This window comes from Bacillus sp. FSL R5-0434 (genome assembly GCF_038004745.1).
Lineage (GTDB): Bacteria > Bacillota > Bacilli > Bacillales > Bacillaceae > Bacillus > Bacillus halotolerans.
On sequence record NZ_JBBORV010000001.1, the window covers coordinates 3,807,090 to 3,833,381 of the forward strand.

General features: G+C 46.9%; 28 protein-coding genes. 3 read left to right on the top strand and 25 right to left on the bottom strand.

The features are described from left to right. Positions 1-36 precede the first annotated feature (36 nt). The 14 genes from pruA to spsA form a co-directional block, all read right to left on the bottom strand. Entirely contained in the window at positions 37-1,584 is a 1,548-nt protein-coding gene (pruA, locus tag NYE43_RS19830) for an L-glutamate gamma-semialdehyde dehydrogenase (RefSeq protein WP_213418107.1), read from the bottom strand. Positions 1,585-1,812: 228 nt separating this feature from the next. Next, entirely contained in the window at positions 1,813-3,087 is a 1,275-nt protein-coding gene (rocG, locus tag NYE43_RS19835) for a glutamate dehydrogenase (RefSeq protein ID WP_101859784.1), read from the bottom strand. Positions 3,088-3,269: 182 nt separating this feature from the next. Continuing rightward, entirely contained in the window at positions 3,270-3,734 is a 465-nt protein-coding gene (gene bslB, locus NYE43_RS19840; protein WP_024123256.1) for a biofilm surface layer hydrophobin BslB, read from the bottom strand. A gap of 327 nt (positions 3,735-4,061) precedes the next feature. After that, a complete protein-coding gene (locus NYE43_RS19845; RefSeq protein WP_010332322.1) occupies positions 4,062-4,517 on the bottom strand; it encodes a dTDP-4-dehydrorhamnose 3,5-epimerase family protein in 456 nt (151 codons plus the stop codon). Then, positions 4,510-5,361 (bottom strand): dTDP-4-dehydrorhamnose reductase, encoded by an 852-nt coding sequence (gene rfbD, locus NYE43_RS19850; RefSeq protein WP_095712760.1) that lies wholly within the window; start codon positions 5,359-5,361, stop codon positions 4,510-4,512. Before rfbD ends, NYE43_RS19845 begins: the two co-directional genes overlap by 8 nt. A 13-nt stretch (positions 5,362-5,374) precedes the next feature. Beyond that, positions 5,375-6,322, bottom strand: a complete 948-nt coding sequence (gene rfbB / locus NYE43_RS19855) for a dTDP-glucose 4,6-dehydratase (protein ID WP_095712759.1) — start codon at positions 6,320-6,322, stop codon at positions 5,375-5,377. Positions 6,323-6,324: 2 nt separating this feature from the next. Continuing rightward, the gene (locus NYE43_RS19860; RefSeq protein ID WP_059292292.1) at positions 6,325-7,062 is read right to left on the bottom strand and encodes a sugar phosphate nucleotidyltransferase; all 738 of its coding nucleotides are present in this window, start codon (positions 7,060-7,062) and stop codon (positions 6,325-6,327) included. 24 nt (positions 7,063-7,086) lie between these two features. Then, positions 7,087-8,106, bottom strand: a complete 1,020-nt coding sequence (locus tag NYE43_RS19865) for a PseG/SpsG family protein (protein WP_341062486.1) — start codon at positions 8,104-8,106, stop codon at positions 7,087-7,089. A 1-nt stretch (position 8,107) separates the two neighbouring features. Continuing rightward, positions 8,108-8,848 (bottom strand): cytidylyltransferase domain-containing protein, encoded by a 741-nt coding sequence (locus NYE43_RS19870; protein WP_024123261.1) that lies wholly within the window; start codon positions 8,846-8,848, stop codon positions 8,108-8,110. Beyond that, a complete protein-coding gene (locus tag NYE43_RS19875) occupies positions 8,841-9,962 on the bottom strand; it encodes an N-acetylneuraminate synthase family protein (protein ID WP_095712757.1) in 1,122 nt (373 codons plus the stop codon). The genes NYE43_RS19870 and NYE43_RS19875 overlap by 8 nt, the downstream gene beginning before the upstream one ends. Beyond that, positions 9,962-10,831: a GNAT family N-acetyltransferase gene (locus tag NYE43_RS19880; protein ID WP_103671843.1), complete on the bottom strand. Its 870-nt coding sequence runs from the start codon at positions 10,829-10,831 to the stop codon at positions 9,962-9,964. Before NYE43_RS19880 ends, NYE43_RS19875 begins: the two co-directional genes overlap by 1 nt. Next, a complete protein-coding gene (locus tag NYE43_RS19885; protein WP_341062489.1) occupies positions 10,832-12,001 on the bottom strand; it encodes a DegT/DnrJ/EryC1/StrS family aminotransferase in 1,170 nt (389 codons plus the stop codon). It abuts the gene before it with no gap. Between the two features lie 20 nt (positions 12,002-12,021). Next, entirely contained in the window at positions 12,022-13,446 is a 1,425-nt protein-coding gene (locus tag NYE43_RS19890; protein WP_341062491.1) for a CDP-glycerol glycerophosphotransferase family protein, read from the bottom strand. A 4-nt stretch (positions 13,447-13,450) separates the two neighbouring features. Further along, positions 13,451-14,221 carry a spore coat dTDP-glycosyltransferase SpsA gene (gene spsA / locus NYE43_RS19895; RefSeq protein WP_216393980.1) on the bottom strand — a complete coding sequence of 257 codons (771 nt, stop codon included), beginning with the start codon at positions 14,219-14,221 and terminating at the stop codon, positions 13,451-13,453. Between the two features lie 320 nt (positions 14,222-14,541). Here spsA and gerQ point away from each other — a divergent pair, with 320 nt between their 5' ends. Beyond that, positions 14,542-15,087, top strand: coding sequence for a spore coat protein GerQ (gerQ, locus tag NYE43_RS19900; RefSeq protein WP_024123267.1), 546 nt, complete (start codon positions 14,542-14,544; stop codon positions 15,085-15,087). Between the two features lie 46 nt (positions 15,088-15,133). Here gerQ and NYE43_RS19905 read toward each other — a convergent pair whose 3' ends face one another. The 3 genes from NYE43_RS19905 to NYE43_RS19915 all read right to left on the bottom strand — a co-directional run bounded on the left by NYE43_RS19905 (position 15,134) and on the right by NYE43_RS19915 (position 17,227). Further along, the gene (locus NYE43_RS19905; protein WP_010332332.1) at positions 15,134-15,505 is read right to left on the bottom strand and encodes a DUF423 domain-containing protein; all 372 of its coding nucleotides are present in this window, start codon (positions 15,503-15,505) and stop codon (positions 15,134-15,136) included. 62 nt (positions 15,506-15,567) lie between these two features. Continuing rightward, positions 15,568-16,890 (bottom strand): purine/pyrimidine permease, encoded by a 1,323-nt coding sequence (locus NYE43_RS19910; RefSeq protein WP_341062494.1) that lies wholly within the window; start codon positions 16,888-16,890, stop codon positions 15,568-15,570. A 19-nt stretch (positions 16,891-16,909) separates the two neighbouring features. After that, entirely contained in the window at positions 16,910-17,227 is a 318-nt protein-coding gene (locus tag NYE43_RS19915) for a YwdI family protein (protein WP_095712750.1), read from the bottom strand. A 166-nt stretch (positions 17,228-17,393) separates the two neighbouring features. Between NYE43_RS19915 and NYE43_RS19920 the strand changes: the two genes are divergently transcribed. Beyond that, positions 17,394-18,764 (top strand): aldehyde dehydrogenase, encoded by a 1,371-nt coding sequence (locus tag NYE43_RS19920; protein WP_101859778.1) that lies wholly within the window; start codon positions 17,394-17,396, stop codon positions 18,762-18,764. A gap of 24 nt (positions 18,765-18,788) precedes the next feature. On the opposite strand, the gene NYE43_RS19925 is transcribed toward NYE43_RS19920, so the two are convergent. The 5 genes from NYE43_RS19925 to NYE43_RS19945 all read right to left on the bottom strand — a co-directional run bounded on the left by NYE43_RS19925 (position 18,789) and on the right by NYE43_RS19945 (position 21,923). Beyond that, positions 18,789-19,466, bottom strand: coding sequence for a uracil-DNA glycosylase (locus NYE43_RS19925; RefSeq protein ID WP_216393982.1), 678 nt, complete (start codon positions 19,464-19,466; stop codon positions 18,789-18,791). A gap of 13 nt (positions 19,467-19,479) precedes the next feature. Continuing rightward, positions 19,480-20,286, bottom strand: coding sequence for a glycosyltransferase family 2 protein (locus NYE43_RS19930; protein WP_095712748.1), 807 nt, complete (start codon positions 20,284-20,286; stop codon positions 19,480-19,482). Between the two features lie 95 nt (positions 20,287-20,381). Continuing rightward, positions 20,382-20,909, bottom strand: coding sequence for a hypothetical protein (locus tag NYE43_RS19935; protein ID WP_341062498.1), 528 nt, complete (start codon positions 20,907-20,909; stop codon positions 20,382-20,384). Positions 20,910-20,956: 47 nt separating this feature from the next. Then, on the bottom strand, positions 20,957-21,592 hold the full coding sequence (locus NYE43_RS19940) for a permease prefix domain 1-containing protein (protein ID WP_341062499.1): 636 nt from the start codon (positions 21,590-21,592) through the stop codon (positions 20,957-20,959). After that, positions 21,585-21,923 carry a PadR family transcriptional regulator gene (locus tag NYE43_RS19945; RefSeq protein ID WP_024123276.1) on the bottom strand — a complete coding sequence of 113 codons (339 nt, stop codon included), beginning with the start codon at positions 21,921-21,923 and terminating at the stop codon, positions 21,585-21,587. Before NYE43_RS19945 ends, NYE43_RS19940 begins: the two co-directional genes overlap by 8 nt. Before the next feature lie 144 nt (positions 21,924-22,067). Between NYE43_RS19945 and NYE43_RS19950 the strand changes: the two genes are divergently transcribed. Further along, positions 22,068-22,883 (top strand): bifunctional hydroxymethylpyrimidine kinase/phosphomethylpyrimidine kinase, encoded by an 816-nt coding sequence (locus NYE43_RS19950; RefSeq protein WP_341062501.1) that lies wholly within the window; start codon positions 22,068-22,070, stop codon positions 22,881-22,883. 214 nt (positions 22,884-23,097) lie between these two features. On the opposite strand, the gene NYE43_RS19955 is transcribed toward NYE43_RS19950, so the two are convergent. From NYE43_RS19955 to scrA, 3 genes are all read right to left on the bottom strand, one after another. After that, on the bottom strand, positions 23,098-23,346 hold the full coding sequence (locus NYE43_RS19955; RefSeq protein ID WP_024123279.1) for a hypothetical protein: 249 nt from the start codon (positions 23,344-23,346) through the stop codon (positions 23,098-23,100). Between the two features lie 93 nt (positions 23,347-23,439). Next, the gene (gene sacA / locus NYE43_RS19960; RefSeq protein WP_326323577.1) at positions 23,440-24,879 is read right to left on the bottom strand and encodes a sucrose-6-phosphate hydrolase; all 1,440 of its coding nucleotides are present in this window, start codon (positions 24,877-24,879) and stop codon (positions 23,440-23,442) included. After that, on the bottom strand, positions 24,876-26,261 hold the full coding sequence (scrA, locus tag NYE43_RS19965; RefSeq protein WP_341062503.1) for a PTS system sucrose transporter subunit IIBC: 1,386 nt from the start codon (positions 26,259-26,261) through the stop codon (positions 24,876-24,878). Before scrA ends, sacA begins: the two co-directional genes overlap by 4 nt. Positions 26,262-26,292: the final 31 nt, after the last annotated feature.

Below are 26,292 nucleotides of genomic sequence, written 5' to 3' on the forward strand. Positions count from 1 at the left end.
GATCTAAAAACAATCGCACTATTTCGGTTTTCTCAATTAATACGCTTCGGACGTTGTTTTCGCCTGCATATGAAGAATTAAATAATCCGGACCTCCTGCTTTTGAGTCTGTTCCGGACATATTAAACCCGCCGAATGGCTGATAGCCGACAATAGCTCCGGTACAGCCTCTGTTAAAGTATAAGTTTCCGACATGAAAATCCTCGCGAGCCCGTTCAATGTGCGCACGGTTTTTCGTCAGCAGAGCGCCTGTCAGTCCGTATTCTGTGTTATTTGCAATCTCAAGCATATGGTCGAAATCACGCGCTTTGCAGATGGCAGCAACCGGACCGAAGATTTCTTCCTGCATGAGACGCGCATGTTCATCAACATCTGCAAAGATCGTCGGCTGAATAAAGTAGCCTTTTGAATCATCGCCTTCTCCGCCGGCCAAAAGCTTGCCTTCAGACTTGCCGATTTCAATATAGCTCATGACTTTATTGTAGGAAGCTTCATGAATCACAGGCCCCATATACGTATCAGGGTCTTCCGGACTTCCGACTGTCAGCGTTTTGGTCAGCGCAACTGCTTTTTCTACGACTTCATCATAGACATCCTGATGAATCACTGCACGGGAACCCGCTGAACATTTTTGCCCTGAGTACCCGAATGCGGAGTAAACGATAGAAGAGGCAGCAAGATCCAAATCAGCATCTTTGTCGACAAGCACTGTGTCTTTCCCGCCCATTTCAGCAATCACGCGTTTCAGCCATTTTTGGCCCGGCTGTACTTTTGCGGCACGCTCATAAATCCGGCAGCCGACCGCACGGGAGCCTGTAAATGATACAAATCTTGTTTTAGGGTGTTCTACTAAGAAATCACCAATTTCCGCTCCGTCTCCCGGAATGTAATTGAGAACGCCGTTTGGCAAACCCGCTTCCTCCATCACCTCGACAAATTTAGCAGCCACTACTGGCGCAGCATCTGCCGGCTTCAACAGGATCGTATTCCCCGTGACAATCGCAGCCGCAGCAGTCCCTGCCATAATGGCGAGCGGGAAATTAAATGGCGAAATGACAATGCCGACGCCAAGCGCTTCATAATGATATTGATTGTACTCGCCTGCCCGGCTCTTTACCGGAGCCCCGTCCTTCAGTTTTAAGATTTGGCGCGCGTAGTATTCTAAAAAGTCTATTGCTTCCGCTGTGTCAGCATCTGCTTCCTTCCACGGTTTTCCCGCTTCCTTTACAAGATAGCTTGAAAATTCATGCTTTCTTCTGCGCAAAATAGCCGCAGCTTTAAAAAGAATATTCGCACGGTGCTCCGGTCTTTGTTTTTTCCACGATTCAAATGCCTGTAACGCTGATTGCATCGCTTTTTCAGCAAGCTCTTGATTAGCCGTTGAGGCGTAGCCGATCACTTCTTCCTTATTGGCCGGATTAATCGAAGCAATTTTACGATCCGTTTCGATCTTTTCTCCATTAATGACAAGCGGATAATGCTTGCCGAGCTGAGTATTTACAAAGGCCAGTGATTCTTGAAAGGCTGTTTTATTCTTTGCTTCCTTAAAATCAGTGAATGGTTCGTGCGCATATGAAACGGTCATATGTAATCCCCCTCGTTATGTAATGTGCCTTCATACGAATATAAAAGCAAGATTCGTACCAATATTTCGTCTTTTCACAAAAAAACTTGTAGAATCGCAGAGAACTTTGTCAGAAATCTAAACATTTTCCCTTTTATGAATATTAAGCGCAAAATCTATTTGCGATTTCCATGCCATACGCAAACAAAAATGCAAAATGATTTTGCAGGAGAAAGGGGGATTATCCCCCTAAACCCATCCGCGGAATTGAGACGCCTCTGCAGATTTTCTGATTCCCGTCATGTAAGCCGCCAAGCGCATATCGACTTTGTGTGCGGCCGCGGTCTGATAAATCGTTTCAAATGAATTGACCATCACGTTTCTCAGCTTTTCAGCAACCTCTTCTTCTGCCCAATAATATCCTTGGTTGTTTTGAACCCATTCAAAGTAAGAAACCGTTACGCCGCCGGCACTCGCCAGTATATCCGGCACCAGGAGTACGCCTTTTTCATTCAAAATCTTTGTCGCGTCGATTGTCGTCGGCCCGTTAGCCGCTTCGACCACAATTGAGGCCTTAATGTTATGGGCGTTTTTGGCTGTGATTTGATTTGAAATAGCCGCCGGCACTAAAATATCGCATTCTTGTTCGAGCAGCTCTTCATTTGTGATGACATCTGTAAATAAATTGGTGACCATTCCGAAACTGTCTCGCTTATCGAGCAAATAAGGAATATCGAGGCCATCCGGGTTGTACAGACCGCCGTGGGCATCCGAAATCCCGATAACCTTGGCGCCGGCATCATGCATAAATTTAGCCAGAAAACTGCCGGCGTTCCCAAAGCCCTGTATGATGATGCGCGCGTTTTGCAGCTTGATTCCTTTTTTCTTAACCGCTTCTTCTATACAAATGGTTACGCCTTGAGCGGTTGCTGTTTCCCGGCCCTGTGAGCCGCCTAAAACGAGCGGTTTTCCTGTGATAAAACCCGGGGAATCGAATTCCCGAAGCCGGCTGTATTCGTCCATCATCCACGCCATAATTTGCGAATTGGTGTATACATCGGGAGCGGGAATATCCTTTGTCGGGCCGACTAACTGGCTGATGGCGCGGACATACCCCCGGCTCAGCCGTTCCAATTCTCCAAACGACATTGTCCGCGGATCACAAATAATGCCGCCCTTTCCGCCGCCGTACGGCAAATTCGTGATCCCGCATTTGAGCGTCATCCAAATCGATAACGCCTTCACTTCCTCTTCATTCACCTCGGGATGAAAACGCACGCCCCCTTTTGTCGGGCCGACCGCGTCATTGTGCTGTGAACGATAGCCTGTAAACACTTTCACACTGCCGTTATCCATTTTCACCGGAATTCGTACAGTGAGCATTCTCATCGGTTCTTTCATTAATTCATACATTCCGCTCGGATAGCCCAATTTCCGCAGGGCTTCCTTTATGATCGCTTGCGTAGACAGAAATAAATTGAGAGCTTCTTTTTCTTCATTCTTTGTGATTTGTTTTTCTGACATGTTTTTTCACCTCATCATATTTTTATCTCCAGAAAAATGTAAGCGCTTTTAAAAAACTGTAATAGATCAATTCCTTTCTTGATTGGGTTCACCCTTATCTACATGCAAGATTCGTACCAGTTTTTTAACCATACAAAAAAAGAGGCTGATATCACACCAGCCCCTGATCATTTCTATTGATATTAACGAGGGTCGATAACCAGCTGTGTTTCAGCATAAAAACTGCCGATTCCCAGACCGTTTACCACATCGCCTTTAATCGTGTATGTGCCTGCACGCGGAAGCGTTTTGCGCACCATGACGAGATCGAATTCAGACGCCCCTAACAAATCAAGCGTAAGCGGGAGCCTGACCGTTTTTCCATCGTTTAAAATCTGTGTTTCTTTCAGTGTTCTTCCATTCACAGAATCTCTTGTTGTCGCGTGGAATCCGTCAGGAAATTGAAACTCGACTGCTCCCAGAGAAAGCACTGCGTTTGGTTTATAAGTTACTTCAATATCTGAAGTCGTCCATTCTTTTGTACTGTTTACGGTTTTTGCCTCAATTGATGCAGACTGTGCATGCGCTTGGCCTGAAGGAAGCAAGATTGATAGCAGGACAGCTGAACTGATGAAAAATGAAGATACGAATGAATTTCTTTTTAACATGACATTTCCTCCTCAAATCACGGTTGGAATTTGGCCAGAGCGTCCTCTGCAGAAAAAGCGTTTTACCGTAACTCGCGAATTACCATTTCTTTTTCTTAAAAGTTAATCTATCACCATTTTCCATGGAAGTAAATGTTTTTTCAGGAATATTAACACTTGGAATGATGTAATAAATTCATCCTATTTACACAAGATTCTAATAGACTATTTCTGATCCGTATCTAGTAAAATATGCGCCTTGTATCTCTATCTTTTGTCCTGATATCAAAACAGGACAAAAAAAGTCGAAGATGCCTGATGATCTTCGATGGATAACTGCTCTATGATTTATTTAAATTCGGTATTCCAGTTAAAACCGATTGTCTCATCATTCCATGGGATTCTTTTTTCATCGGGCTGATCAGGGTTATACGAGGTTGTCGTAAAATAGATAATTGTCAGCGGCGTTTCGCCCAGCACTCTGTATCCGTGAGCGACGCCTTTTGGAATCAATAACAGCATCGGGTTGTCTTCTCCCATATAATAGACATCGGTTTCTCCCTTTGTTTCTGAATCCTCCCGCAGGTCGTAAAGGACAACCTGAGCGTGGCCTGTCGGGAAGAACCAGAGATCATCCTGCTTCTCGTGATAATGAAACGCTTTAATCACACCCGGATAGCTTTTGGACCAAGACGCCTGCCCAAAATGCTCAAGAAGGTTCTCATCATCGCGAACCAGTTCGGCAAAAAAACCTCTGTCATCACAATGCTTTGTCAGTTTCTTAACCTTGACTCCTTCAATCACGCGCACTGCTCCTTTCCTGCAAAAATTCCCGTAAAGCTTCCCGCCAATGACGCGGGCGTATGCCGGCTTCTTCAATGGCACGGTGGCTCAGCACAGAGTAAGCCGGCCGGGGTGTCGGATTCCCGTATTCCTCTGTCGTCACGGGCGTAATCGTTGTGTTCAGCCCGCTTTCTTCCATAATGGCCTTTGCGAACTCATACCAGCTGCATATGCCTGAATTGCTGACATGGTAGATGCCCGGCGGATGACTGAACAGCTTGATGACCGCTTCCGCCAAATCCTTCGTATAGGTCGGCGAGCCGATTTGATCATTCACAACCCGCAGCTCTTGTTTTGTTTCTGCGAGCTTCAGCATCGTATGAACAAAATTGCTGCCGCTTTGTCCATACACCCACGATGTTCTGATGATCGTGCTGTCGGTTCTTGCTAACTGGATCAGCTCTTCTCCGAGTTTTTTACTTTTACCGTAGATGGTGTTCGGGTCAAGGTGGCCGTCTTCCCTGTATGGCTGGGTCCCCTTCCCGTCAAATACATAATCCGTGCTGATATGAACATATTGCGCTCCGATGCGGGATGACTCCAGCGCAGTGTAATAAGCGCCAACTCCGTTGATCAAGTAAGCTTTATCCAGCTCCGTCTCGCATTTGTCGACGGACGTAAACGCGGCGGTATTGACCACGATATCCGGCTGATAATGCCCGAACGAATGCCGTACAGAACGCTGATCGGCGATGTTCATCATCTGCTTTGTTAACGCAATGACCTCATATCCGGCTTGCTTCAGCTGGCGGCACAGCTCCAAGCCAAGCTGTCCGCCCGCACCGGTTACCAATACCTTTGTCAATCGGATCACCTTCTCATCGGTCATTGTCTGTATACCAGCGAATCGTGCGCGCAATGCCTTCTTCAAACGGCACTTCCTGCCGCCAGCCAAGCTCATTTTTCAGCTTTGACGCATTGATCGCGTAGCGCCGGTCATGCCCTTTTCGGTCTTCGACGTGAGCAAACAATTCCTCACAGCCCAAATGTTTCATGATAATACTCGCCAGCTCTTTATTCGTGCGTTCATTTCCGCCACCGATATTATACACCTCACCGTCGGTTCCTTTTTCTAAAATAAGCTTGATGGCGCGGCAATGGTCCTCTGCAAAAAGCCAGTCTCTGATCTGAAGCCCGTCACCGTAGAGCGGAACCGGCAAGCCTTGTTTTGCATGGCGGATAATCGTTGGGATCATTTTTTCACTATGCTGATATGGGCCGTAATTGTTGCTGCAGCGTGTAATAATAGCCGGCAGTTTGTGTGTTTTCACATACGATAGAACAAGAAGGTCAGAGCTCGCTTTGCTCGCGGAATAAGGGTTGTTAGGAGAAAGCGGCGTTGCTTCCGTAAATGCGGGATCATTCGCTTCTAAATCCCCGTACACCTCGTCTGTTGAAATATGAATCAGCTTTTTGGCTTTTCCTTGCAAGACTGCCTCCGCCAGACGGTATGTGCCCATGACATTCGTTGTGATAAACGGCTCCGCTTGGGAGATGCTTCTGTCTACATGCGATTCCGCGGCGAAATGAATCACGGCGTCATAGGTCTCGTCAAACGCCCGGTCGATATCCTCCTGAATGCTGATATCCCCTTTTACAAACCGAAACCGGCTGTTTCCCTTTAGTTTTTCGATTTCCTGCGGGTGGCTGGCATACGTTAATTTATCTAGAACAGTAATGCGCGCATCCGTTTCCTTGAGCATGAGCTTTGTAAACGTGAGCCCTATGAACCCGGCCCCGCCTGTAATGAAATATGATTTTGCCATAGCTATTCGTCCTGTCCTTTCTGTAAAGCCTGATGTACCAGCCGGGAGGCGAGATAAAGCGATTCGTGTGTTCCTGCATCGACCCACCAGCCCGATAACACATCATACGTCAGCTTGCTGTTTTCAATGTATAAATTATTTACATCAGTGATTTCCAGCTCGCCGCGCTTCGATGGTGATATTTGTTCAATATACGAAAACACTTCTGCATCATACATGTAAATACCGGTTACACAAAGGTTGGTCGGCGGATGTGCAGGTTTTTCAATAATGGATCGAATGTGTTTGTTTTTCTCATCAATTTCAGCAATCCCAAAACGTTCTGGATCATCCACTTCTTTCAGAAGCACTTTCGCCCCTTTTCCCTGCTGTTGAAATCGCTCCGTATAAGGCTTTAATGAATCTTCGAATATATTATCACCTAATAATAAAATGAAAGGCTCCTTTCCGGTAAAGCGTTTTGCATATGATAACCCATCTGAAATTCCCGATGCGGCGGGCTGCACTTGATAAGTGACGGAGACGCCAAGCTCCTCCCCGCTTCCCAGCAGCTTATAAAACTGCGGCATGTGCTCTTTTTGGCTGATGAGTAAAATCTCTTTAATTCCGGCTTCCTCAAGCTTCATTATCGACCAGTAAATCATCGGATAAGGGCCTACAGGAAGCAAATGCTTGTTGACGGCTTTGGTTAAGGGCATAAGGCGTGAGCCGTTTCCTCCGGCTAAAATGACACCTTTCACATTAACACTTCCTTACGTGCATTTTTATATCTTATCATCAAGCAAATCATAAAGAATGGCTGATACCCGTTTCATTCCTTTTCCATCTACGAGCGGCCTTCCTCCCTCGTGCAGAGAAAGACGGAGAGGATAGCTGCTGAATATTTGTGACATATGATAAGCAAGCTTTTCGACGGATACATTCTCTCCCAGGCCAAGATCAAGAACGGCGCCATGTTCCGCAAATTTTGCAGCGGTTGTGGTTTGATGGGCAACCTGAGAAAGTACGAGGCACGGCACGCCGATACAGATCGCTTCATAAAGCGAGATGCCGCCGGCGACAATGGCTGCATCTGCTTGTTTCATAAACACAGCCATGTCATTTGTCTGCTCGATTAGTGCGTATTGGGGTTTGTTTTGAATCAATTTACGGACCGCCTCTTGATGCGGCGAAGCGCTGCCCATGATAAAAATCATTTTCTTGTCTTTCCTGTCCGGGAGCTGATCGGCCGCTGCTATCACTTTAAAAACAAGCTGCTTTGGATCGCTTCCTCCTAATGCAACAAGAATATTGCGGCAGTCTTCCTTAAGTGCGTAATCAGCTCTTGCGGCTTGAAAGGCAGGGTGGAGAATCAGATAATCCGGGCCTTCATAGACACGGGCGTTTCCCTGATCGTAAACCTTGCTTCTGACATCGCCGTAAATTCCGTTAATGACCGCATCACTTTGACCTATCGCTTTCTCATTTTTTTCTTCGAACAGAACGATTTTGGCATCTGTGCCTGCTTTTATTTTTGTTAATAAATCGACAGGTGCACCAAGGATATCGAATAAAAGCAGATCGAGCTTTTTATCGTTTATGTCCCGGAGAATACATTCATTTTGCTGAAGCCCCGGTTTTACGATGACCTGCCAGTACTCTTCTTGAAGAAATTGTTCAGACTCGTCATTTGTGTAAAACGTAATGGAACAGCGGTGTTTGAGTTCTTGCGCAAGCCTTTTCATTCGAACGACGTGCCCCATTCCTTTCTCGAACCCGCCGTCTGCGAATATCCCGATATGCATGCTACTCAACCTCTTTTTGCTTTGTCATACCGTTCATCGCCGCCAGATCAGGGTGCTGGTTCAGCAGGCTGATTAACTCTGCAGCCGAGACATCAGGGCGCTCGCCTGCTTTTTGATAGAGGGCTGAGACCAATTGATAATCTTCCTCCGTATCGACGGTCAGCCGATATTGAGGAGCGCAGAGCTGTTCCGGAGCCTCTAAAAACTGCAAACGGTAAAGATGGGGATGTTTCCGGACATACAAGGTGACATGCTCTTGGTATTTATCCTCCAGCATTTTGATGCCGCTGATATCGAGCAAAAGCTTGGCGCTCACCGCTTCACCGCAAATGCCTAACGGCGTGTTCAGGATATACGTATAATCCGCACCTTGATCAAGATGAGCTGAAATCATCATATCGAGCAACTCTGGATCGACAAACGGATTATCCCCCGTTAAGCGGATGACGACTTCCGGTTTCGCAGCCTTTATGACTCGCGCAAATCTGTCGAGAACCCGTTCCTCACTGCCGCGGAAAACGCGAATGCCGTTCTTGATGCAGTGTGCCTCTAATACATCGTCGGCTTTTTTGTCAGATGTAGCGATGACAAGATTATCGCGCTCCTTTTGATAGAACGCGCTTTGCCGTACGCGCTGAACGAGAATATCGAGTAAATGCTCCGAACCAAGCGGACGCAGTACTTTTCCAGGAAGGCGTTCCGATCCCATTCTCGCCTGCACGATAAAAAGTATGTCATCCATGGGACGGGCTGTCCTTCGTTAAAATATCTTCCCACGTAATGCCTGTGTCTGCCGGGATGTCCCTTACCGCACGCACGCCGCCGGTCAATAGCTCAAAAAATCTCGGGTGCAGCCCCTGAGGCTTTTGTCCGGGGCGGAGCACGGCAATATTGTTTTCGCTGAAGGCATCCCCTTTTTGAATCGGAGCCGTTGTGAAAATTCCCCTATATGCAAATTTTCTGATCTCACCCTCAATGGCAGTTGTTGTTTTGTATGAACTGCCCAGCAGCTTTTCAGAAACTGGCTTCCTGATGCCTAGTTTCAGCTCGGCTTCCGTTTCCCTGATGGCCTTGACCATTTCCTTTAATTCATCCGGATTTAATGCAAATGAATGATCAGCCCCCGGCAGGTTTTTATCGATAGTAAAATGCTTTTCTATCAGTCTGGCGCCGAGCCGGACCGCGGCACATGGCGCTTCTGTCGGGTGCTCGCTATGATCCGAAAAACCGATGGGCGCATCCGGAAAAGCGGCGGCAAGCATCGGGATCACACTGAGGTTGCTGTATTCAGGCGGTGCAGGGTATTTCGCCACACAATGCATAATGGCAATTTCGTGGTTGCCCTCTGCTCTGATGGTGCGCCAAGCCTCATGAATATCAGCAATTTCCGCTCCGGCTGTCGAAAAAATCATCGGCCTGTTCATGCGGGCGACGTACTTGAGCAGCGGGAGATGGTTAATTTCATAGGATGCGATTTTAAAAGCACTTGGAGAAGTGGAAAGCAGCAGATCAGCTGATCCTTCATCACACACCGTGCTTAAAAAAATCACCTGTTTCTTGCGACAGTAGTCCAAAAGCGGATCAATCCACTCCGCGGGCAATTCCATGGACTGAACGAGAGAAAAAATTGATACATCATTGCCCGCAGCCGTTTTGTATAATCCAGGATCTTTCTGATACATCTTATCAGCCTGGAACATTTGAAATTTAACGGCATCTGCACCCGCTTCCGCCGCGGCATCAATCAGTGCAAAGGCCTGATCCAATTTTCCGTCATGATTAATTCCTGCCTCGGCAATGATAAAAACGGGAGCATCTTTGCCGACAGTTTTGTTTGCGATCTGAAAACCCGCCATTATTTCGCCTCCTTGCCCGGCCAAATGTGGTAATAGTAATATGATTGAACAGCGGTGAAGCCCATTCTTTCATATAGGCGGATCGCTCTTACATTATGAAGCTGCGTCCCCGCTGTTACCGTTTTATGCTTCAGCGTCTCCGGTTGTTCTATGAGATGCGCCAATAAATGAAACGCGATACGCTTGCCTTCATACCCCGGCTTCACAGCCATCAAATCAAGCACATACTCATCACCTTTTGATAAACCTTGCAGGTAGCCGATTATTTCCCCATTATATCTAGCGGCAATATTGATATCCGCTCTCCCCATCAGATTGTTTCGTGTCCACTCTTGAAAGATTTTGTTCGCTGCCTCACGGCTGAGATAAGGATCGTGAAAATATCTGCTTTTCGTAAATGCGTCGCTGGCTAACTGGCAAATCTCTTCGGTGTCTCCAGGCTCAGGCTGAACCAGTTCAAAAAATGGCGGCGTTTTTTCATATATAGACGGGGTCTTCGCCAGTTTAAGCAAACTGCCGACAAAATAAGATGACGGCTGCTGCTGAATGACATGTACTGCTCCGATATCCTCTGCCGGTACACGCACAAACACAAAATCCGTTTCATCCGTTTGCCGAACAGAATAAAAGGCCTGAAATAGCCGTTTCAGCTGTCCTGTGCTGTTAGCCGCGAGAAGCTTTACGTTCATGGCTTTTTTCTGAAGCATTTTGCTTTCCCAAAGGGCGTCTTCATACATCATCACGCCTTGAAGCTGGCTGTTTTCAAATAGGCCGAGCGAAAATTGATACGACCCGTCAAGTGTCATCTGTTTGCTTTGGAGAAATTCCATGATCGCCTCTTTGGAAACATTCTCTTTTATCGTGTACACCTAACCAGCCCCTTTTGCGATGTCCCGCACGGCCTCTATCACGTCGTTGACATCTTCGTCAGACATTGATGGATACAGCGGGAGTGACAGGGTGCGTTTGTAATACTTCATGGCGAGCGGGTAGTCTGTTTCCTTAAATCCGAATTCCTTTTGATAATACGGATGAATATGCACTGGGATAAAATGAACACTGGTCCCGATATTGTATTCATCCTTTAGAGCCGTAATCATTTCATCCCGAGTGACGCCGACCTGTTTTTCATCAACTTGCAGGACATATAAATGCCAGGCATGCCGTCCTTCGCTGTGAACAAACGGCGTGATCAGCCCCGGGATTTGCTGAAAAGCGGCTTGATACTGACCTGCAATCTCTTCTCTCCGTTTTTGCATGTCATCCAGCCGTTTCAGCTGATGAAGCCCGAGCGCCGCCTGCAGATCAAACATGTTCATTTTGTAGCCGGGCGACTCGACCTCATAGTACCAGCTGCCATTTGAAGAATAACGGTTCCACGCGCCTTTGCTCATACCGTGAAGGCTCAGAACCCTGATTTTGTCGGCAAGCTCCTCATCATCCGTCGTCAGCATGCCGCCTTCCCCTGTCGCCAGGTTTTTGGTCGCGTAGAAGCTGAATGCTGTCGCATCCCCGATGGAGCCGATCATTCTCTGCTTATAAGTGGTGTATACTGCGTGCGCCGCATCCTCGAGCACAAATAGACCGTGCGTTTGGGCAATGGCTAAAATTGCGTCCATGTCACAGGACTGCCCCCCAAAGTGGACGGGTACAACGGCTTTCGTCCGCGGTGTGACCGCCGTCTCAAGCTTTTTCGGATCAATGTTAAGCGTCTTTTCATCTATATCCGCAAACACCGGCGTTGCTCCGGTATGAATAATCGTATTGGCGGTTGAGCTGAACGTCAGTGGAGAGGTTATGACTTCATCACCCAGTCCGACCCCTTTTGCTTTTAAAGCCAAAAATAAAGCAGCGGTACATGAATTCAGCGCCACGGCGTGCTCGGCTCCGACAAACGCGGCAAACTCTTTTTCAAACTGCTGAACCTTCGGGCCTTTGGAAAGCCATCCGGATTCAAGCGTTTCTGTGACCTCCTGAATTTCTTCCTTTCCGATCAGCGGCAAGGAATAAGGAAGAAAATGATTTCTCTTTTGCACCATTTCTTTGCGCTCCTATCGTTTTATTCAGAATGATCCCGCCTGTAATCAACTCCTGTTTTTGCTCTCAGTTCCGAAAACAAGGCGAGCGTCGACTCAGTAACCGGGTAATTGGAAGCCGTAAATGACAGACGCGCCGCTTCTGCCTTCTGATACATGGCGGGATTTTGAAGAACCTCAATCAGGGTGCGCGCTAATTCCTCCGGTTTTTCAAATATAAAATCGCCAAGAGACTCGTAATACGGATACGTACGGTTTCCGGTCGATTTCCCGATCAGTGCGGGCTTTTGAAACAGCATGGCCTCAAGGCCCACCGTTGAGGTTTGTGTCACAGCGGCGTCAGCATACGCCAGAATATCGTACAGATCCATCTCTTTTTTGATGACTCTGCATGCTTTATGTTTTTTTGCCGCCGCATGATACAGATCCAGCTTGTTTTTTCCGATTTCCCATGGGTGAGGTTTAATGATGATTTGCAGCTGTTTTTGCGTGGTAAGCTCCGCTAACACACTTGAATAAAATTCCTCGGAAAAGGGCTGTGTCGCGATCAAAACGATTTTTTTAGACGGGTGAAAGGCCAGCTTTCGATAAAATACTGACATGTCCATAGGTGTCCTGTTAAAAATTTCGTCAAAGCGGGGATGTCCCGTTATGAGAATCTGTTCTGGTTTGCAGCCTTTTTGCTGATACCAACCAGCTTCATATGCGCCAAAAACAGCCTGATAGGTTGTAAAAACGGGCAAGAAGGCTTCATCACCCATCAGCGCTCCATGCTGAAGGCAGACGCTCACGGCCCCTCTCCTTTCGCACATAAGAGCGAGCACCCTGCTGTAAATGTCTTCTGTCGTTCCTACAACAACGGCAGAAATGTTCTCTTTCTTGAATAAAGCATCTACTGTGTCAATGGCTTCCATGAACAAAGGAATATCCTTGAAAAGCCGTTCACGAAATGCTTGATCACCGAATGCCGGGTGGTCATCATAAGCCGAAAGAATCGAAAAAGCCTTTTCAAGATACGGCTTCGGATCGCCTTTTTCACATGAAGCAGCCACTTCAGGCTTGCTGATCACAGGCAAATCGCAATAATTCGGCATACTCCATCTTGCCAAAACAGCTGTTTTCTCAGGATCAAATTGGTAGTAATTAGCGTTTACAAAACGAAGGTGATCAAAATGCAAGATCACTTTTCCCTTAACAGGCGCGTCATTTGTTTTGGCAATGCTCTGTTTTTTCTCTTCAAAAAACGTCTGAATCTGGCCTTCATCGATATGCTGATCCGCAGGCCCGAATAATTCCGGTTCTTCTTCCATCATCACTCTCAGCTCAGGGCTGATGTATTGGTAAAAATTACTGATAAGCCCGAGCGGAATCCCCTTGTAGCGAAGCCTGTCAAAAAGCTCCGCATACTTCCGGTACAACACCCAATAATTGCTTAAATAGGCCGACAAACTCTCACCCCATTCCAAGCTTTTTTAATGATTCACGCAGTTCGCGGCAGTTGCGCTGCGGAGGAAGATTCCGAACGAACTCGTTTTTTTCTGACTCAAACAGCTGAAAATGAATGGATTGGTCTGTAATATAGTTCAGATCAAGCTCCTCGGCCAGCGGGTAAAACGGATAAAAATGATTGACTCTCCAAAAGAACCGGGCATCACCGATCCGATAAAACGCCGGGCTTTCATCCCAATAAGAGCCAAACGCCTCCTTCACCTTCTCAAGCACCGAATACCTGTGCATCACCGAGCAATGGTCAATTGCGCACGGAGCGTTCCACGTTACTTGACTGGCGGGCCTGACAGTTTCTTTTATAATGTCTCGATTCTGGTTTAAATGATAGGTTTTCGAGCTTGAGTAGATCACAGCCTTTTCCGGGTGATCATCGAGTTCATGCACCATCTTTAACAGCCGATCCGGCATATAGATGTTGTCATCCGTCGCATAGGTGATATATTCACCCTCTGCCATCTCAATCGCTTGATTGATCAGGGCCGCGTATCTCGTTTTTTCCGTTCTTTCCTTCACTCCAGATACATCGCTTTGATAGAAATGCACACGGTTATCATTCAAAAAGGGACGGATTTCATCCAGCGTCTCTTCATTTGAGTTGTCATCCATAATAAACAATTCAAAATCAGAAAAAGTTTGTGAGAGTATGCTTGAAATGGACTTTGCCACATAATCGCTTTTGTTATAGCTCGTCATAATCACTGAAACTTTCGGCAAATCCTACACCTCCTTCTTGAATTTTCACACCTGAAACTAACGTTATCTTATGTTGCTTAAGCGCAAGTTGCGCTAGGAATACAGACTAATATGCGAAAAGATTGTGTACGTCCATTGAAAAAACAGTGATCGGCCAGAGAAATCGGCACGCTCACTGTTCTTTTTTTCAGCATATTCCAAGCTTTGGCCTCATAAGGTGAAAGAGATAAAAATCGCAATAGCGACTAAGATCGTTTGTCATCGGAGGTGAGTCATCTCGGATCGTTTATTTATACATCCGGAACATGTTCTGAATGGTTTTCATAAAAAGGAGGAACGATATGAAACCGAAAAAAAATCAATATCAGCAAATGCAGGGATATGATATGCAGGGGTATTCGCCTCAATTCGGCCCAAATCCGTACCCGCAGCCGCAAGGGCAAGGCCCGCAAATGCAAGGCCCACAAATGCAGACTATGGGACAAATGCAGCAAATGCCCATGCAGCAGGGGCAGCAAGGCTTCGGATTCCCCACTCAGCAGCAAGGCCAGGGCGGCGGGTTTCAAATTCCATCGGGGCCGACGCCATCGGGCGGCCAAAACATTCCCGGCATGCTGCCTGTCGAGGAATCATATATCGAAAATATACTGCGACTGAACAGGGGAAAAACGGCTACCATCTATATGACATTTGAAAACAGCAAAGAGTGGGGATCAAAGATTTTTCGCGGCGTCATCGAGGCTGCGGGCCGGGATCACATTATTATCAGCGATCCAAAGACAGGAACCCGCTATCTTCTGCTGACGATCTATCTTGATTACGTTACCTTTGATGAAGAAATTGCATATACGTACCCATACTCGATGTCATCCTATTCGCCAAGATAAAGAAAAAAAGCCAATCACTCATAATCATGAGGATTGGCTTTTTTATTTATAGATATTTGACGGCTGCGACAACGATCATGATCCAAGAAATAATGAACGCCACACCGCCAAGCGGCGTGATTGCCCCGAGAATGGAAATTTGCGTCACACTGAGGATGTATAAGCTTCCGGAAAACAGCACAATCCCCGCAAACATCAGCCAGCCGGCTGTTGTGACGCTGCCGATGCCAGACAGTTTATCCGCAAGAAACGCGACAACAAAAAGCCCCAGCGCGTGATACATATGATACTGCACGCCTGTGTGCCACACCTGAAGATATTTATCAGGAATTTTCCCTTCTAATCCGTGTGCGCCAAATGCCCCGAGGCCCACGGCAAGCATGGCATTAATAGCGCCTAATATAATAAATACTTTCATCTATTCTCTCCCGCCTTTTCGTTAAACTCATATCAATTATCATATCGCACCTGTATGAAAATTCAATGTTTGTTCTCTGATGACACGAGATTGTCGGATTTTCTCCTGCGCCAAAGCTGAAACTGATCCATCGCTATTGCAGCAAGCGTCCCTAAGACAAGCCCGTTGCTTAACAGAGAAATAAACACCGGATGCATATCCTTTAATGCACTTTCTGGCACAAACATAATGCCGACACCTGTAAGCAGTGAAATGCCGATCACAGCCCGCACTCTTTTCAGCTCTGATTTCTCATAGGAATCAAATTCAGTAAACGCCAAACCAACCATTGCCGAGAACACAACAAAGTTTACCGCGAATCCAATGGGTGACGGCAGACTCGCAAACGCATTCATAAAAAACGGAATCACGCTGATGAAAACGACCAGCATACTGCCGAGAACAAACGGCTTTTTAGAAGGCATCTTTGTCGTTTCAATAAAACCCGCGGCTCCCGAAATCGGAACCGGTGCAATGGCTCCAGACAAACCGCTCAGCAAATGGCTGAATGCAGCCGCAAAACCGGCAGGGCGCTCATAACGCTTTCCATCTGTCTGTTTGCCGAATTTTTTCACCGCAATGTCCACAACCTTCATACTTGCCAGCATGTTAACGATCAGCAGGATCGTAATAAAAACCGAGGTGATGGCTAGGCCGCTGTTAAATAACGGAGCACCGAACGGAAACAGAGACGGCAGCTGAAACAGCCGATCCGGCATTTCGATCGGTTTCGCAACGCCCGCAGCCGCAAACAGCACCCACCCGCCGAAAAGGGCCAATAAAATAGAATATTGCTTTAAAAAAACGATATGAGAATTTGACATGATAAAAGCTGCGGCGACGACAACCAGCGCCAGGACAAATACAAGACCGTCCACGCTGTCTTTTAAATAGCCGATGCCGAGAAGCCCTTTTATTATCGGCTGGCTCAGCTGCATGACGAGCAGCAGCAAATAGACCCCTGTCACAACCGGAGTAAACAAGGCAGCAAGCCGGTCAATGACCTTGAAGACACTTAACAAAAAGAAACATACAGCGCTTACAAGAAGCGCCCCCTGCAAGCCGCGCAATGTTTCGCCATATGTCGCAAACACCGTTCCGGTCAGGCCGCCGTAGATCGTGTACACTCCCCACCACAAGCCGGCAGGGCTTTCATTTATAGGCAGCCGGTGTCCTTTCAAACACTGAATAACTGCGGCAATTCCCAATACAAAAAAAGTGCTTTGAATCAGCCGTGCAGAATCTGAATGATCCAGATGAAACGACTGGGCAACCGCCACCGGAACAACAATCGCCGCGGCAATCATAAACGCTGTCCATTGCAGAGCGCCAAGAACCAATTTCACGTAAGCTCAACCTTTCTGATTAAAAATCAAATAAAGACTCTCCGTTTCCATCCTCTTCCTGCTTATCTTTTTCCTGCTTCCGATATTTGTTTAATCCCGCGCTGCCCATCATTTTTTCCATCAGCAGCTGGTCTGTCGAAGGCGGCGCCGAAGGACTTGCCGTGACACTCGGCTGAATGCGCGGCGTGCTCCCCGTCTCCGGCTGATCCAGCACGACGTCGCACAAAGAACGGACGACCGCCACGTGACGCTTCAGCTCCTCATCACCTTCAGCCGTCTTTGCTTTCTTCAATTCCTCTTCCATCTTCTGAATCAAAGCGGATATATGAATGTTCATAAAAAATCCTCCAAAAATAAAATGTAGTCTCCCTGCATTTTATCAAATTCCCGCCGCAAACGCAGACAAGAGTTTGTTATTTTTTCTGACAAGCGCCTCGCATTTGACAAGCAGAAGACAATTTTCACATAATGAATCACCATGACCCGCAGGAAGGAGAGAGAATATGAACAGCATCCCCTCTATTGTCAGCAGCCATCAAGCATTTTTCGCGGCAGGGCATACAAAATCAATTGACTCAAGACTGGACGTCTTAAAGAAACTGAAACACACCATCAAAGCGTATGAAGCAGACATCACAGCCGCTCTCTATCAGGATCTTCACAAATCTGAACAAGAAGCATACTCAACGGAAATCGGCATCGTTCTGGAGGAAATCAGCTTTGTGATGAAACGGCTGAAAAAATGGGCCAAGCCGAAAAGAGTCAAAACGCCATTGACCCATATCGGTTCCAAAAGTGTCATTATCCCCGATCCGTATGGCACCGTCTTGGTGATTGCGCCATGGAACTATCCCTTCCAGCTGGCGCTTTCTCCACTGATCGGAGCCATTGCGGCCGGAAACACGGTCGTTCTCAAACCCTCAGAATATACGCCAGCTGTTTCGGCTGTTCTTTCCGATCTCATCCGCGACGTTTTTCCGGATCATTATGTCGCTTTGGCGGAAGGCGGGCCGGACATCAGCACAGCTTTATTACAGCAGCCGTTCGACTACATATTTTTTACGGGAAGCGTCGCCATAGGAAAAGTTGTCATGGAAGCGGCTGCCAAACAATTAATCCCTGTCACCTTAGAGCTCGGAGGCAAAAGCCCCTGCATCGTGCATAAGGATGCTGACATCAAGCTTGCCGCCAAACGCATCGTCTTCGGGAAATTTACGAATGCGGGCCAAACCTGCATCGCACCGGATTATTTGCTCGTTCACGAAGACATCAAAACAGTGCTTGCGGAAGAAATGAAGCGTGTCATTGGCGAGTTTTACGGACCGCAGCCCGAACTGAATCCGGCTTATGGCAAGATCGTCAGTGAACGCCACTATCAGCGGCTGCTGAGCTTTCTGAAAGACGGTGTCGCGTTAAGCGGCGGCCAAGCCGATCACAGGCACCACAAAATAGCGCCGACCATTCTCGATCAAGTCACAGATGATTCCCCTGTAATGCAAGAGGAAATTTTCGGACCCATTCTTCCGCTGTTTACATATCGCGGCATCGATGAAGTCATTGAGAAAATCAAGTCGCGTCCCAAGCCGCTCGCCCTGTATGTGTTTACGACAAACCAAACAATTGAACGAGAGGTATTAGAAAACCTGTCGTTTGGCGGCGGCTGTGTCAACGATACGTTAATGCATGCCGCGACACCGTATTTGCCATTTGGCGGCGTGGGAGAAAGCGGAATCGGCAGCTATCACGGATTTGACAGCTTTAACACATTTACGCACAAAAAAAGCGTCGTCAAGCAAACGAACCGCTTCGACTTCGCTTTCCGTTATCCATCCTCCAAAAATGGCCTGCGTTTGATTCGAAAAATACTCAAATAAAAAAGCGCAGGCCATCTGCGCTTTTTATAAATCCTTTATACACCAATCAATCGGATCCTCACCCATTTTCTCCAAGAAGGCATTCGCCCGTGAAAATGGCCTGCTGCCAAAAAATCCGTTTCTTGCTGAAAACGGGCTGGGATGCGTCGATTCAATAATAAAATGCTTGGACGTATCGATCCGTTCTTTTTTCATTTGGGCATGCCGGCCCCACAATATAAAGATGATCGGCCGCTCTCTTTCATTCAGCACGTCAATCATCCGGTCAGTCAGCCGCTCCCAGCCTTTTCCCTTATGGGAATTCGCCTGTCCGCGCCGCACCGTGAGCACGGTATTCAGCAAAAGAACCCCCTGCTTCGCCCAGCTGACGAGCGACCCGTGATTCGGTATGGTGCATCCGATATCATCCTGAAGCTCGAGAAAAATATTTTTTAATGAAGGCGGCTGCTTCACGCCCGGCTTTACGGAGAAGCTTAAGCCTTGAGCCTGTCCAGGCCCGTGATACGGATCTTGGCCGAGAATGACCACCTTGACATCATCGTACGGCGTATAGTGCAGCGCATTAAAGATATCGCGGCTGTCCGGATAGATCGTCTCCTCCATGTATTCCCTCTTCAGCATTTCTCTCAGCTCTTGATAATACGGTTTTTCAAACTCTTCCTTCAGCTGTTCCCACCAGCTGTCCTGTAAAAGCTGTTTCAACATGCAAACCTCCTTACGAACGATGAAGTCTGGAATAGACAGGTTTGCCATCCCAAACAATCTCACTTTGTGCTTCCCGCCTCTTCATGTCAGGCTCTTCAAGCAGGACGGCAAAGTTTTTCGTCGGCAGTTCCCCTAGTCCGTGCTTCTCGCTTAAACGATCCAAATATTGCTTCCGCTTGGCGCCAAGGTCTGCGGACTGATTGTCTCCCGCGTCACTGAATGCATATATCACACTGGCACAAGGCACACGCTTGACCCGGTAATCCTTCGCTGCACGCAAGTAAAAATCCCAGTCCCAATAATTATGCACATCAGCATCGAAATACCCGATCTCATCGTGCAGGAAACGTCTGTACATGCTGCCCGACGGCACGTAGGTCGAGAACACTCTCATATCCTCATAATCAGCGGTATACGCAAATAACTTCCGCGAAATCGGATATCTTGTCCCTTCCCTCTCTTCAAACGACACAATTTCGGCATCAGAATGAACGAAATCTGCCGTTTCCATTTCCTTCGCCATTCTTTCCAGATGGCCCGGCGTGAAGAAATCATCATCATCACAAAGCATGATACAGTCGCCTGACACCTCTTTGACACCCGCATTTCTCGCGGCCACATGACCTGAGTTCTTCTCTAAATCAATCACAACAATCGGCAGATCCGGATACAGTGCTTTGGCCCGCTCAACCGATTCCCCGGCATCATTGACAATAATGACTTCATACGGCTTCATAGTCTGCTGCGAAATCGACTCCAGCAGCTCGCACAAAGCCGGAATCCGATTATAGGTCACAATTACGATAGAAATCTTCATGATGCTCTCCTTCTCATTTTCATAGTCATGTACTATTAAAACATATATTGGACGGGAGATCAGTGGGAAGATCCTACCGAACTGTGAAATGGAAACTACAGAAACAGCAATGTGACGCCTACCAGAAGCACCATAATCAGCATCAGATCTGCGCATACACAAACGACATCTTTCAGGCGGACGCCATTCGGCAGGACGAGATGCCATAGCTTCGATTGATAGACCGGCAGCAGCACCAATGCGTAAGAAAGGCACAAAAAAGTGAATGCCGGCGGAACAAAAGCACAGCCTGCATCGTCCCAATCCCTCACAATTTCAGAAACACTCGTTCCATCTGATAAGAACAAACCAATCAGCAAGGCCAGCAGAACAAAGGACCCCAATTGAACATCAAACAGACGCATGCGTTGGTGGCAAGCAAGCCTGAGTGCCCAAAACCAGCCTATAGAATAGAAGAATAATAGAAAAATGATTGCACCAGCAGTAAAAACAACATCTGGCAGCCTATCGAGCAAAAAAACAAGCGGTACGGACACAGCCATAACCAAAAGCATGGAGGCACCCACAAACAAAAATACAGCCACATGAATAACAAAGCCATATAAACAAGAGCCGAGTCTCATGACAATCCCCCTTATTACATAGAATTTCTATGTATATACCTAAAAAATCAGGCAAGCTGGCACCTGCCAAAATAACAGCCTATTCGTCCGCACGCCGGAAATAACAGCGTAGCACAAGCACACGCCCCTATAAACCAAGGTGTCAGCAAAGATTGAAACAGCGCAGCAGGAACGAGATCAAACAGAAAAACAAACATAAAAATAACGTTCGGCACCATGGAAATAAGAATCGTATGTAAAACAAGCCGTTCACCGCGTTGCCCGAACTCCCTGACGCCTTGGTACCCAATCAGCACCCAATAGAGAATATAAGCAGCTAAAATCAGCCACACAGAAACAGAAATGCCTTTCCACACTGCATGAACAAAGGGAGATTCTAACCATGCATGCAATGCCGTAATGATAATACCTGCTGCAAATAAAGCACTATTGCAGAAAAGATGGAATAATAAAAACGTACGGGCGGATACAGGCTGTTCTTTCTGAAAGGAAGACACAATCTCATCCGGTGTGCCAAATTCCCGAAGCAAACATTCCATGGCTTCCGCCTCACTCTTTCCCTCTTGAATGGAGTGAAACAAGTGGTGTTCAATATGGTTTTCGATCTCTTCGATCATCGCTTCACAATCAGAAACCCCTTTAAGCCCGTTTTTCACTTTATATAAATAAGTCTCTTTATCCATTCTGTCCGCCCCGCTTCAGCATTCGGTCCATCATGGCTGAAAACATGCTCCATTCCTTTGTGCGCTCTGCCAGGATCTCTCTGCCGTCTTCTGTAATCCGATAATACTTACGATCCGGGCCTTTCTCCTGCTTCTCCCAATAGGAAGAAATATATCCTTGCCGTTCAAGTTTATGAAGGGAAGGATACAATGTTCCCTCTTTCATTTGCAGTTCATGATCGCTGCGGCTTCCCATCTCTTTTACAAGCTCATAGCCATACATCGGCCTCTCATTCAGGAGCGTTAATACCAATATCACAGTGCTGCCTTTAATCAGCTCACGATTTAACATGACAAAACCCCTACCTAGTTTTCTTATGTAGCATTTTATGAAATCACCCTGATATTGTCAATTGATTCCTATAAACCTTTCATATTGTGATAAGCAGAAAATCTAACTATAATGAGATATAAAACATTGATGGAGGTTCAACACATGTCTATGCATAAAGCACTCACGATTGCCGGCTCCGATTCCAGCGGCGGCGCGGGAATTCAAGCTGATTTAAAAACATTTCAAGAAAAAAACGTATACGGGATGACGGCCTTAACGGTGATCGTCGCGATGGACCCAAACAACAGCTGGGACCATCAAGTCTTTCCGCTCGATCCTGACACGATTCGCGCCCAGCTCGCAACGATTGTAGACGGCATCGGTGTGGACGCCATGAAAACAGGAATGCTGCCAACCGTTGAAATTATTGAGCTTGCGGCGAAAACGATCAAGGAAAAACAACTGCAAAACGTCGTGATTGATCCGGTTATGGTTTGCAAAGGGGCAAATGAGGTCCTTTATCCAGAGCACGCGCAAGCCCTGCGTGAACAATTGGCACCGCTCGCTACCGTGATTACGCCAAATCTGTTCGAAGCCAGCCAGCTCAGCGGGATGGGCGAATTAAAAACGATTGAAGACATGAAAGAAGCGGCGAAAAAAATCCACGCCCTCGGTGCTCAATATGTTGTGATTACAGGCGGAGGCAAGCTGAAACACGAAAAAGCTGTAGACGTTCTGTATGACGGAGAAACAGCGGAAATCCTTGAAAGCGAAATGATTGATACGCCTTATACACATGGCGCCGGCTGTACGTTCTCCGCAGCGGTGACAGCAGAACTCGCAAAAGGTGCGGAAGTCAAAGAAGCGATTTACGCGGCGAAAGAATTTATTACAGCTGCGATTAAAGAATCCTTCCCGCTGAATCAGTATGTCGGACCTACGAAGCATTCTGCTTTGCGCCTGAATAAGCAATCATAAGCGTAACAGGCTGCCTTATAAAGAGGCAGCCTGTTTTTATGTTCAATCTTACATATTGGGACGCTCTGTCGCATTCCATTTCACATCGTCGTAACCGTCCGCCTCAAAAATGTCTATATCACAAGAGTCTTTGTGCGTTTCATCTGCCGCTTCCATACTTGAAAGTAGTCCTCTTTTGCAACAGAAAAAACTGCCGATCACATCGGCAGCCTGTTTATTTGGTTTTTAAATTGTTCGCAGATGATCTCAAAAATGTTTCTATCGACTGAACAAAAAGTGCATATTCCTTCATTTGTTCATATGCCCGTGAAAGGGTTTCTGCCGCTTCACTATGCGGCGATGTTCCCCGAAGCATTTTTTTCAGCTGAAGAAGCACATCCTTATATTCTTCCCGCTTATCCTCAACATGATCCGCAGCCTTTTCTAAACATTCCGGTGTTATCTTCTGTTCATGTATATTCAAGAAAACAACTCCTTTTACAGAAAAAATTAGTAGGTTATCGTTGAAGAATAGCACAGATGGCACAGATTTCACATAAGAAAATAGGAGGATTTTCTACATAAGTGTCCAAATTCCGACTTTCATTTCAGATTTTCCATTTGATCTCGCTGTCACTTCATCATTTCCCGGGAAAGGAAAATATCTCGCACTGAATACCTCTTCCCCATGATTGATAAAGACTTCCACAGATGACGCGTCGATAAACATGTGCACTGTGTGCAGATTGCTGATTCGGCAATGTCTCGCTTCTGTTCTTGTACCGTCAAAGCTTGTGCGCGTTAGCGTGATAAGCCCTTCTTCCTTCTGGAAAGAGAATGTGGCAGTGGCTCGGATATCGATTTCAAAACCAGACTCCGTATTAATGTCTTCAATCAAAATCTCAGCTCTTTCAGGATTTTCGACTAGCAGCGTACCAGACGATCCATACATGTTGATTTGAACTTCCTGCCCATTTTTCCGCATCGCTTTCAGCTCGGGAAGCGGCTGCTGAATCAGCTTCTCCCCTGATAGCGTCAGCTGTCTCGGCAGCGTCATGCAGTGAATCCAGTGATAATCTTTCGTCGGATGATCCTTCTCATCCTGATCAGGTACAGCCATCCACGCAAACAGTATCCGGCGTCCCTGATCGTCTTCAAGTGTTTGCGGCGCGTAAAAATCAAAGCCTTGATCAAGCTCCGTAAACGCAGCATGCATCAGTCCCGTTTTTTCATAATTGAGCCGGCCTACAAAATATCCAGATTGATACACATTTTGATAACGATAGCCGTCAGTTTCAAGTCCTTGGGGCGAGACAATCAGCACTTCGGAGCCTTGAAGAGAAAACAGGTCAGGGCACTCCCACATATACCCAAAATCGTTCAGTCCGTTGAGGCCGGCACCTGTTATCGGGCCGAGAAACGTCCATTCTGTCAGGTTATCGGAAGTAAACAAAACAGCTTGGCCTTTCATGTTCTCCGTTTGCGCACCGATCACCATATACCATTTTCCTTCATGCTCCCACACCTTCGGATCGCGAAAATGAGCTGTATAGCCTTCAGGAAGGCGGGCGACAACCCCTTTTTTCTCAAAGGTCAGCCCATCATCCGATACAGCAAGGCACTGATACGTTTCCCGATTCCCATCCTGATCCCTGACATTTCCTGTGTAAAACAGATAGAGCCGGTCATCCTTGACAACAGCGCTGCCCGAGTAGCAGCCGTTTTTATCAAACCAATCACTCGGAGCCAGCGCAATCTCTTCCCGCTTCCAATTCACAAGATCGCGTGTCGTATAATGCCCCCAAAACTTTGCGCCATGCCCCGTCTGAAACGGCTGCCACTGAAAAAACAAATGATAGACTCCTTTCCAATACACCACGCCATTTGGATCATTCAGCAAACCAACCGGAGGCATGATGTGAAAGTGCTGGCGGTGCGGATCGCTGTCAGCAATATGTTCTTTTTTCTCAATTTCTTCATAAGCCCGGCGACGCAGCTTCTGATCATGTGCTGTCATTTTTTTCTCTCCTCATCTTCGTTAATTTTCATGACAAACGCCGCAATGAATGCTGATACTGCTGCAATAACCATTCCTATCATATAGTTTACTAGATTTCCAAAGCCAAACGGTGCTGCAATGGCAATCATCGGAATGCCTGTTAACCCGTAAGCGTTTGCAGCAACATGTGTAAATACGACATACGCGCCGCCCAACGCGCCCCCGATCATGGCGGCGATAAACGGCTTCCGGTATCGAAGGTTCACCCCGAAAATGACAGGCTCTGTAATGCCTAGAAAAGCGGAAAATGCCGCCGGAAGAGCGATTTCCTTCGTTTTTGCCTTTTTCGCTAAAAAGAAGACGGCAAGGCCTGCCCCGCCTTGGGCGACATTCGCCATAGACCAAATCGGCAATAAATAGTTCCTGCCAAGATCTGAAATGAGCCCCGCCTCAATCGCATGGAAGCTGTGATGAACACCTGTCAGGACGATCAGTGAATAGGTGCCGCCGAAAAGAAGGCCTGCGACAAAACCGGCATGATCATACACATATGTTAAAGCAACAGTAATACCGGAGCCAAGCGCTCTTCCTAGAGGACCGATGGCAATAAATGCGACAAACCCGGTGACAATGACAGTAACAAAAGGCGTAACAAGCAAATCGACCGCATGCGGAACCACTTTTCTTGTCCATTTCTCTACCTTGCTCATGACGTAAACTGCCAGCAGAACAGGGATGACAGTTCCCTGATATCCGAGAAGCGCGATATCAAACCCGAAAAGATGCATATAATCAGGTGATGCTTCCGCCAGACCCCATGGATTCAAAAGAGTGGGGTGTATCATGATTCCCCCGATGACCGCTCCTAAATACGGATTGCTTCCAAACTCTTTTGAAGCGCTGACCCCGATCAAAATCGGCAGGAAGATAAATGCCGCGCTTGAAAACATATCGAGGAGCTGCAGCAGCGCAGAGTCCTTACTCATCCAATGAAAGGCATTGATCATTCCCAATAACCCCATTAACAGGCCGCTGGCTACGATGGCTGGAATGATCGGAACAAAAATATTAGAAAGCGTTTTCGCAAATCTCGCCGCAGGGTTCAGTTTCTCTTTAGCAGCATCCTGGTGATTCACATGTTCTTCACGCTCTACATCGGCTTCCTTAGAAAAAGCGTCATACACTTTATTGACAAGGCCAGTTCCAAAAATAATCTGGTATTGGCCTGAACTGCTGAAAGCGCCTTTGACGCCTTCAAGCTCTTCCACTTGCGATTGGTCAATCTTTGATTCATCCTTAATCACCAAACGCAGTCTTGTCGCACAATGAGCCGCGCTGATAATGTTTTCTTGTCCCCCGAGAAGCTCAATGAGGCGTTTTGCAGTCTCTTTGTAATCCATCTTCTTCTCCCCCTTTTATAAACAAAAAAGA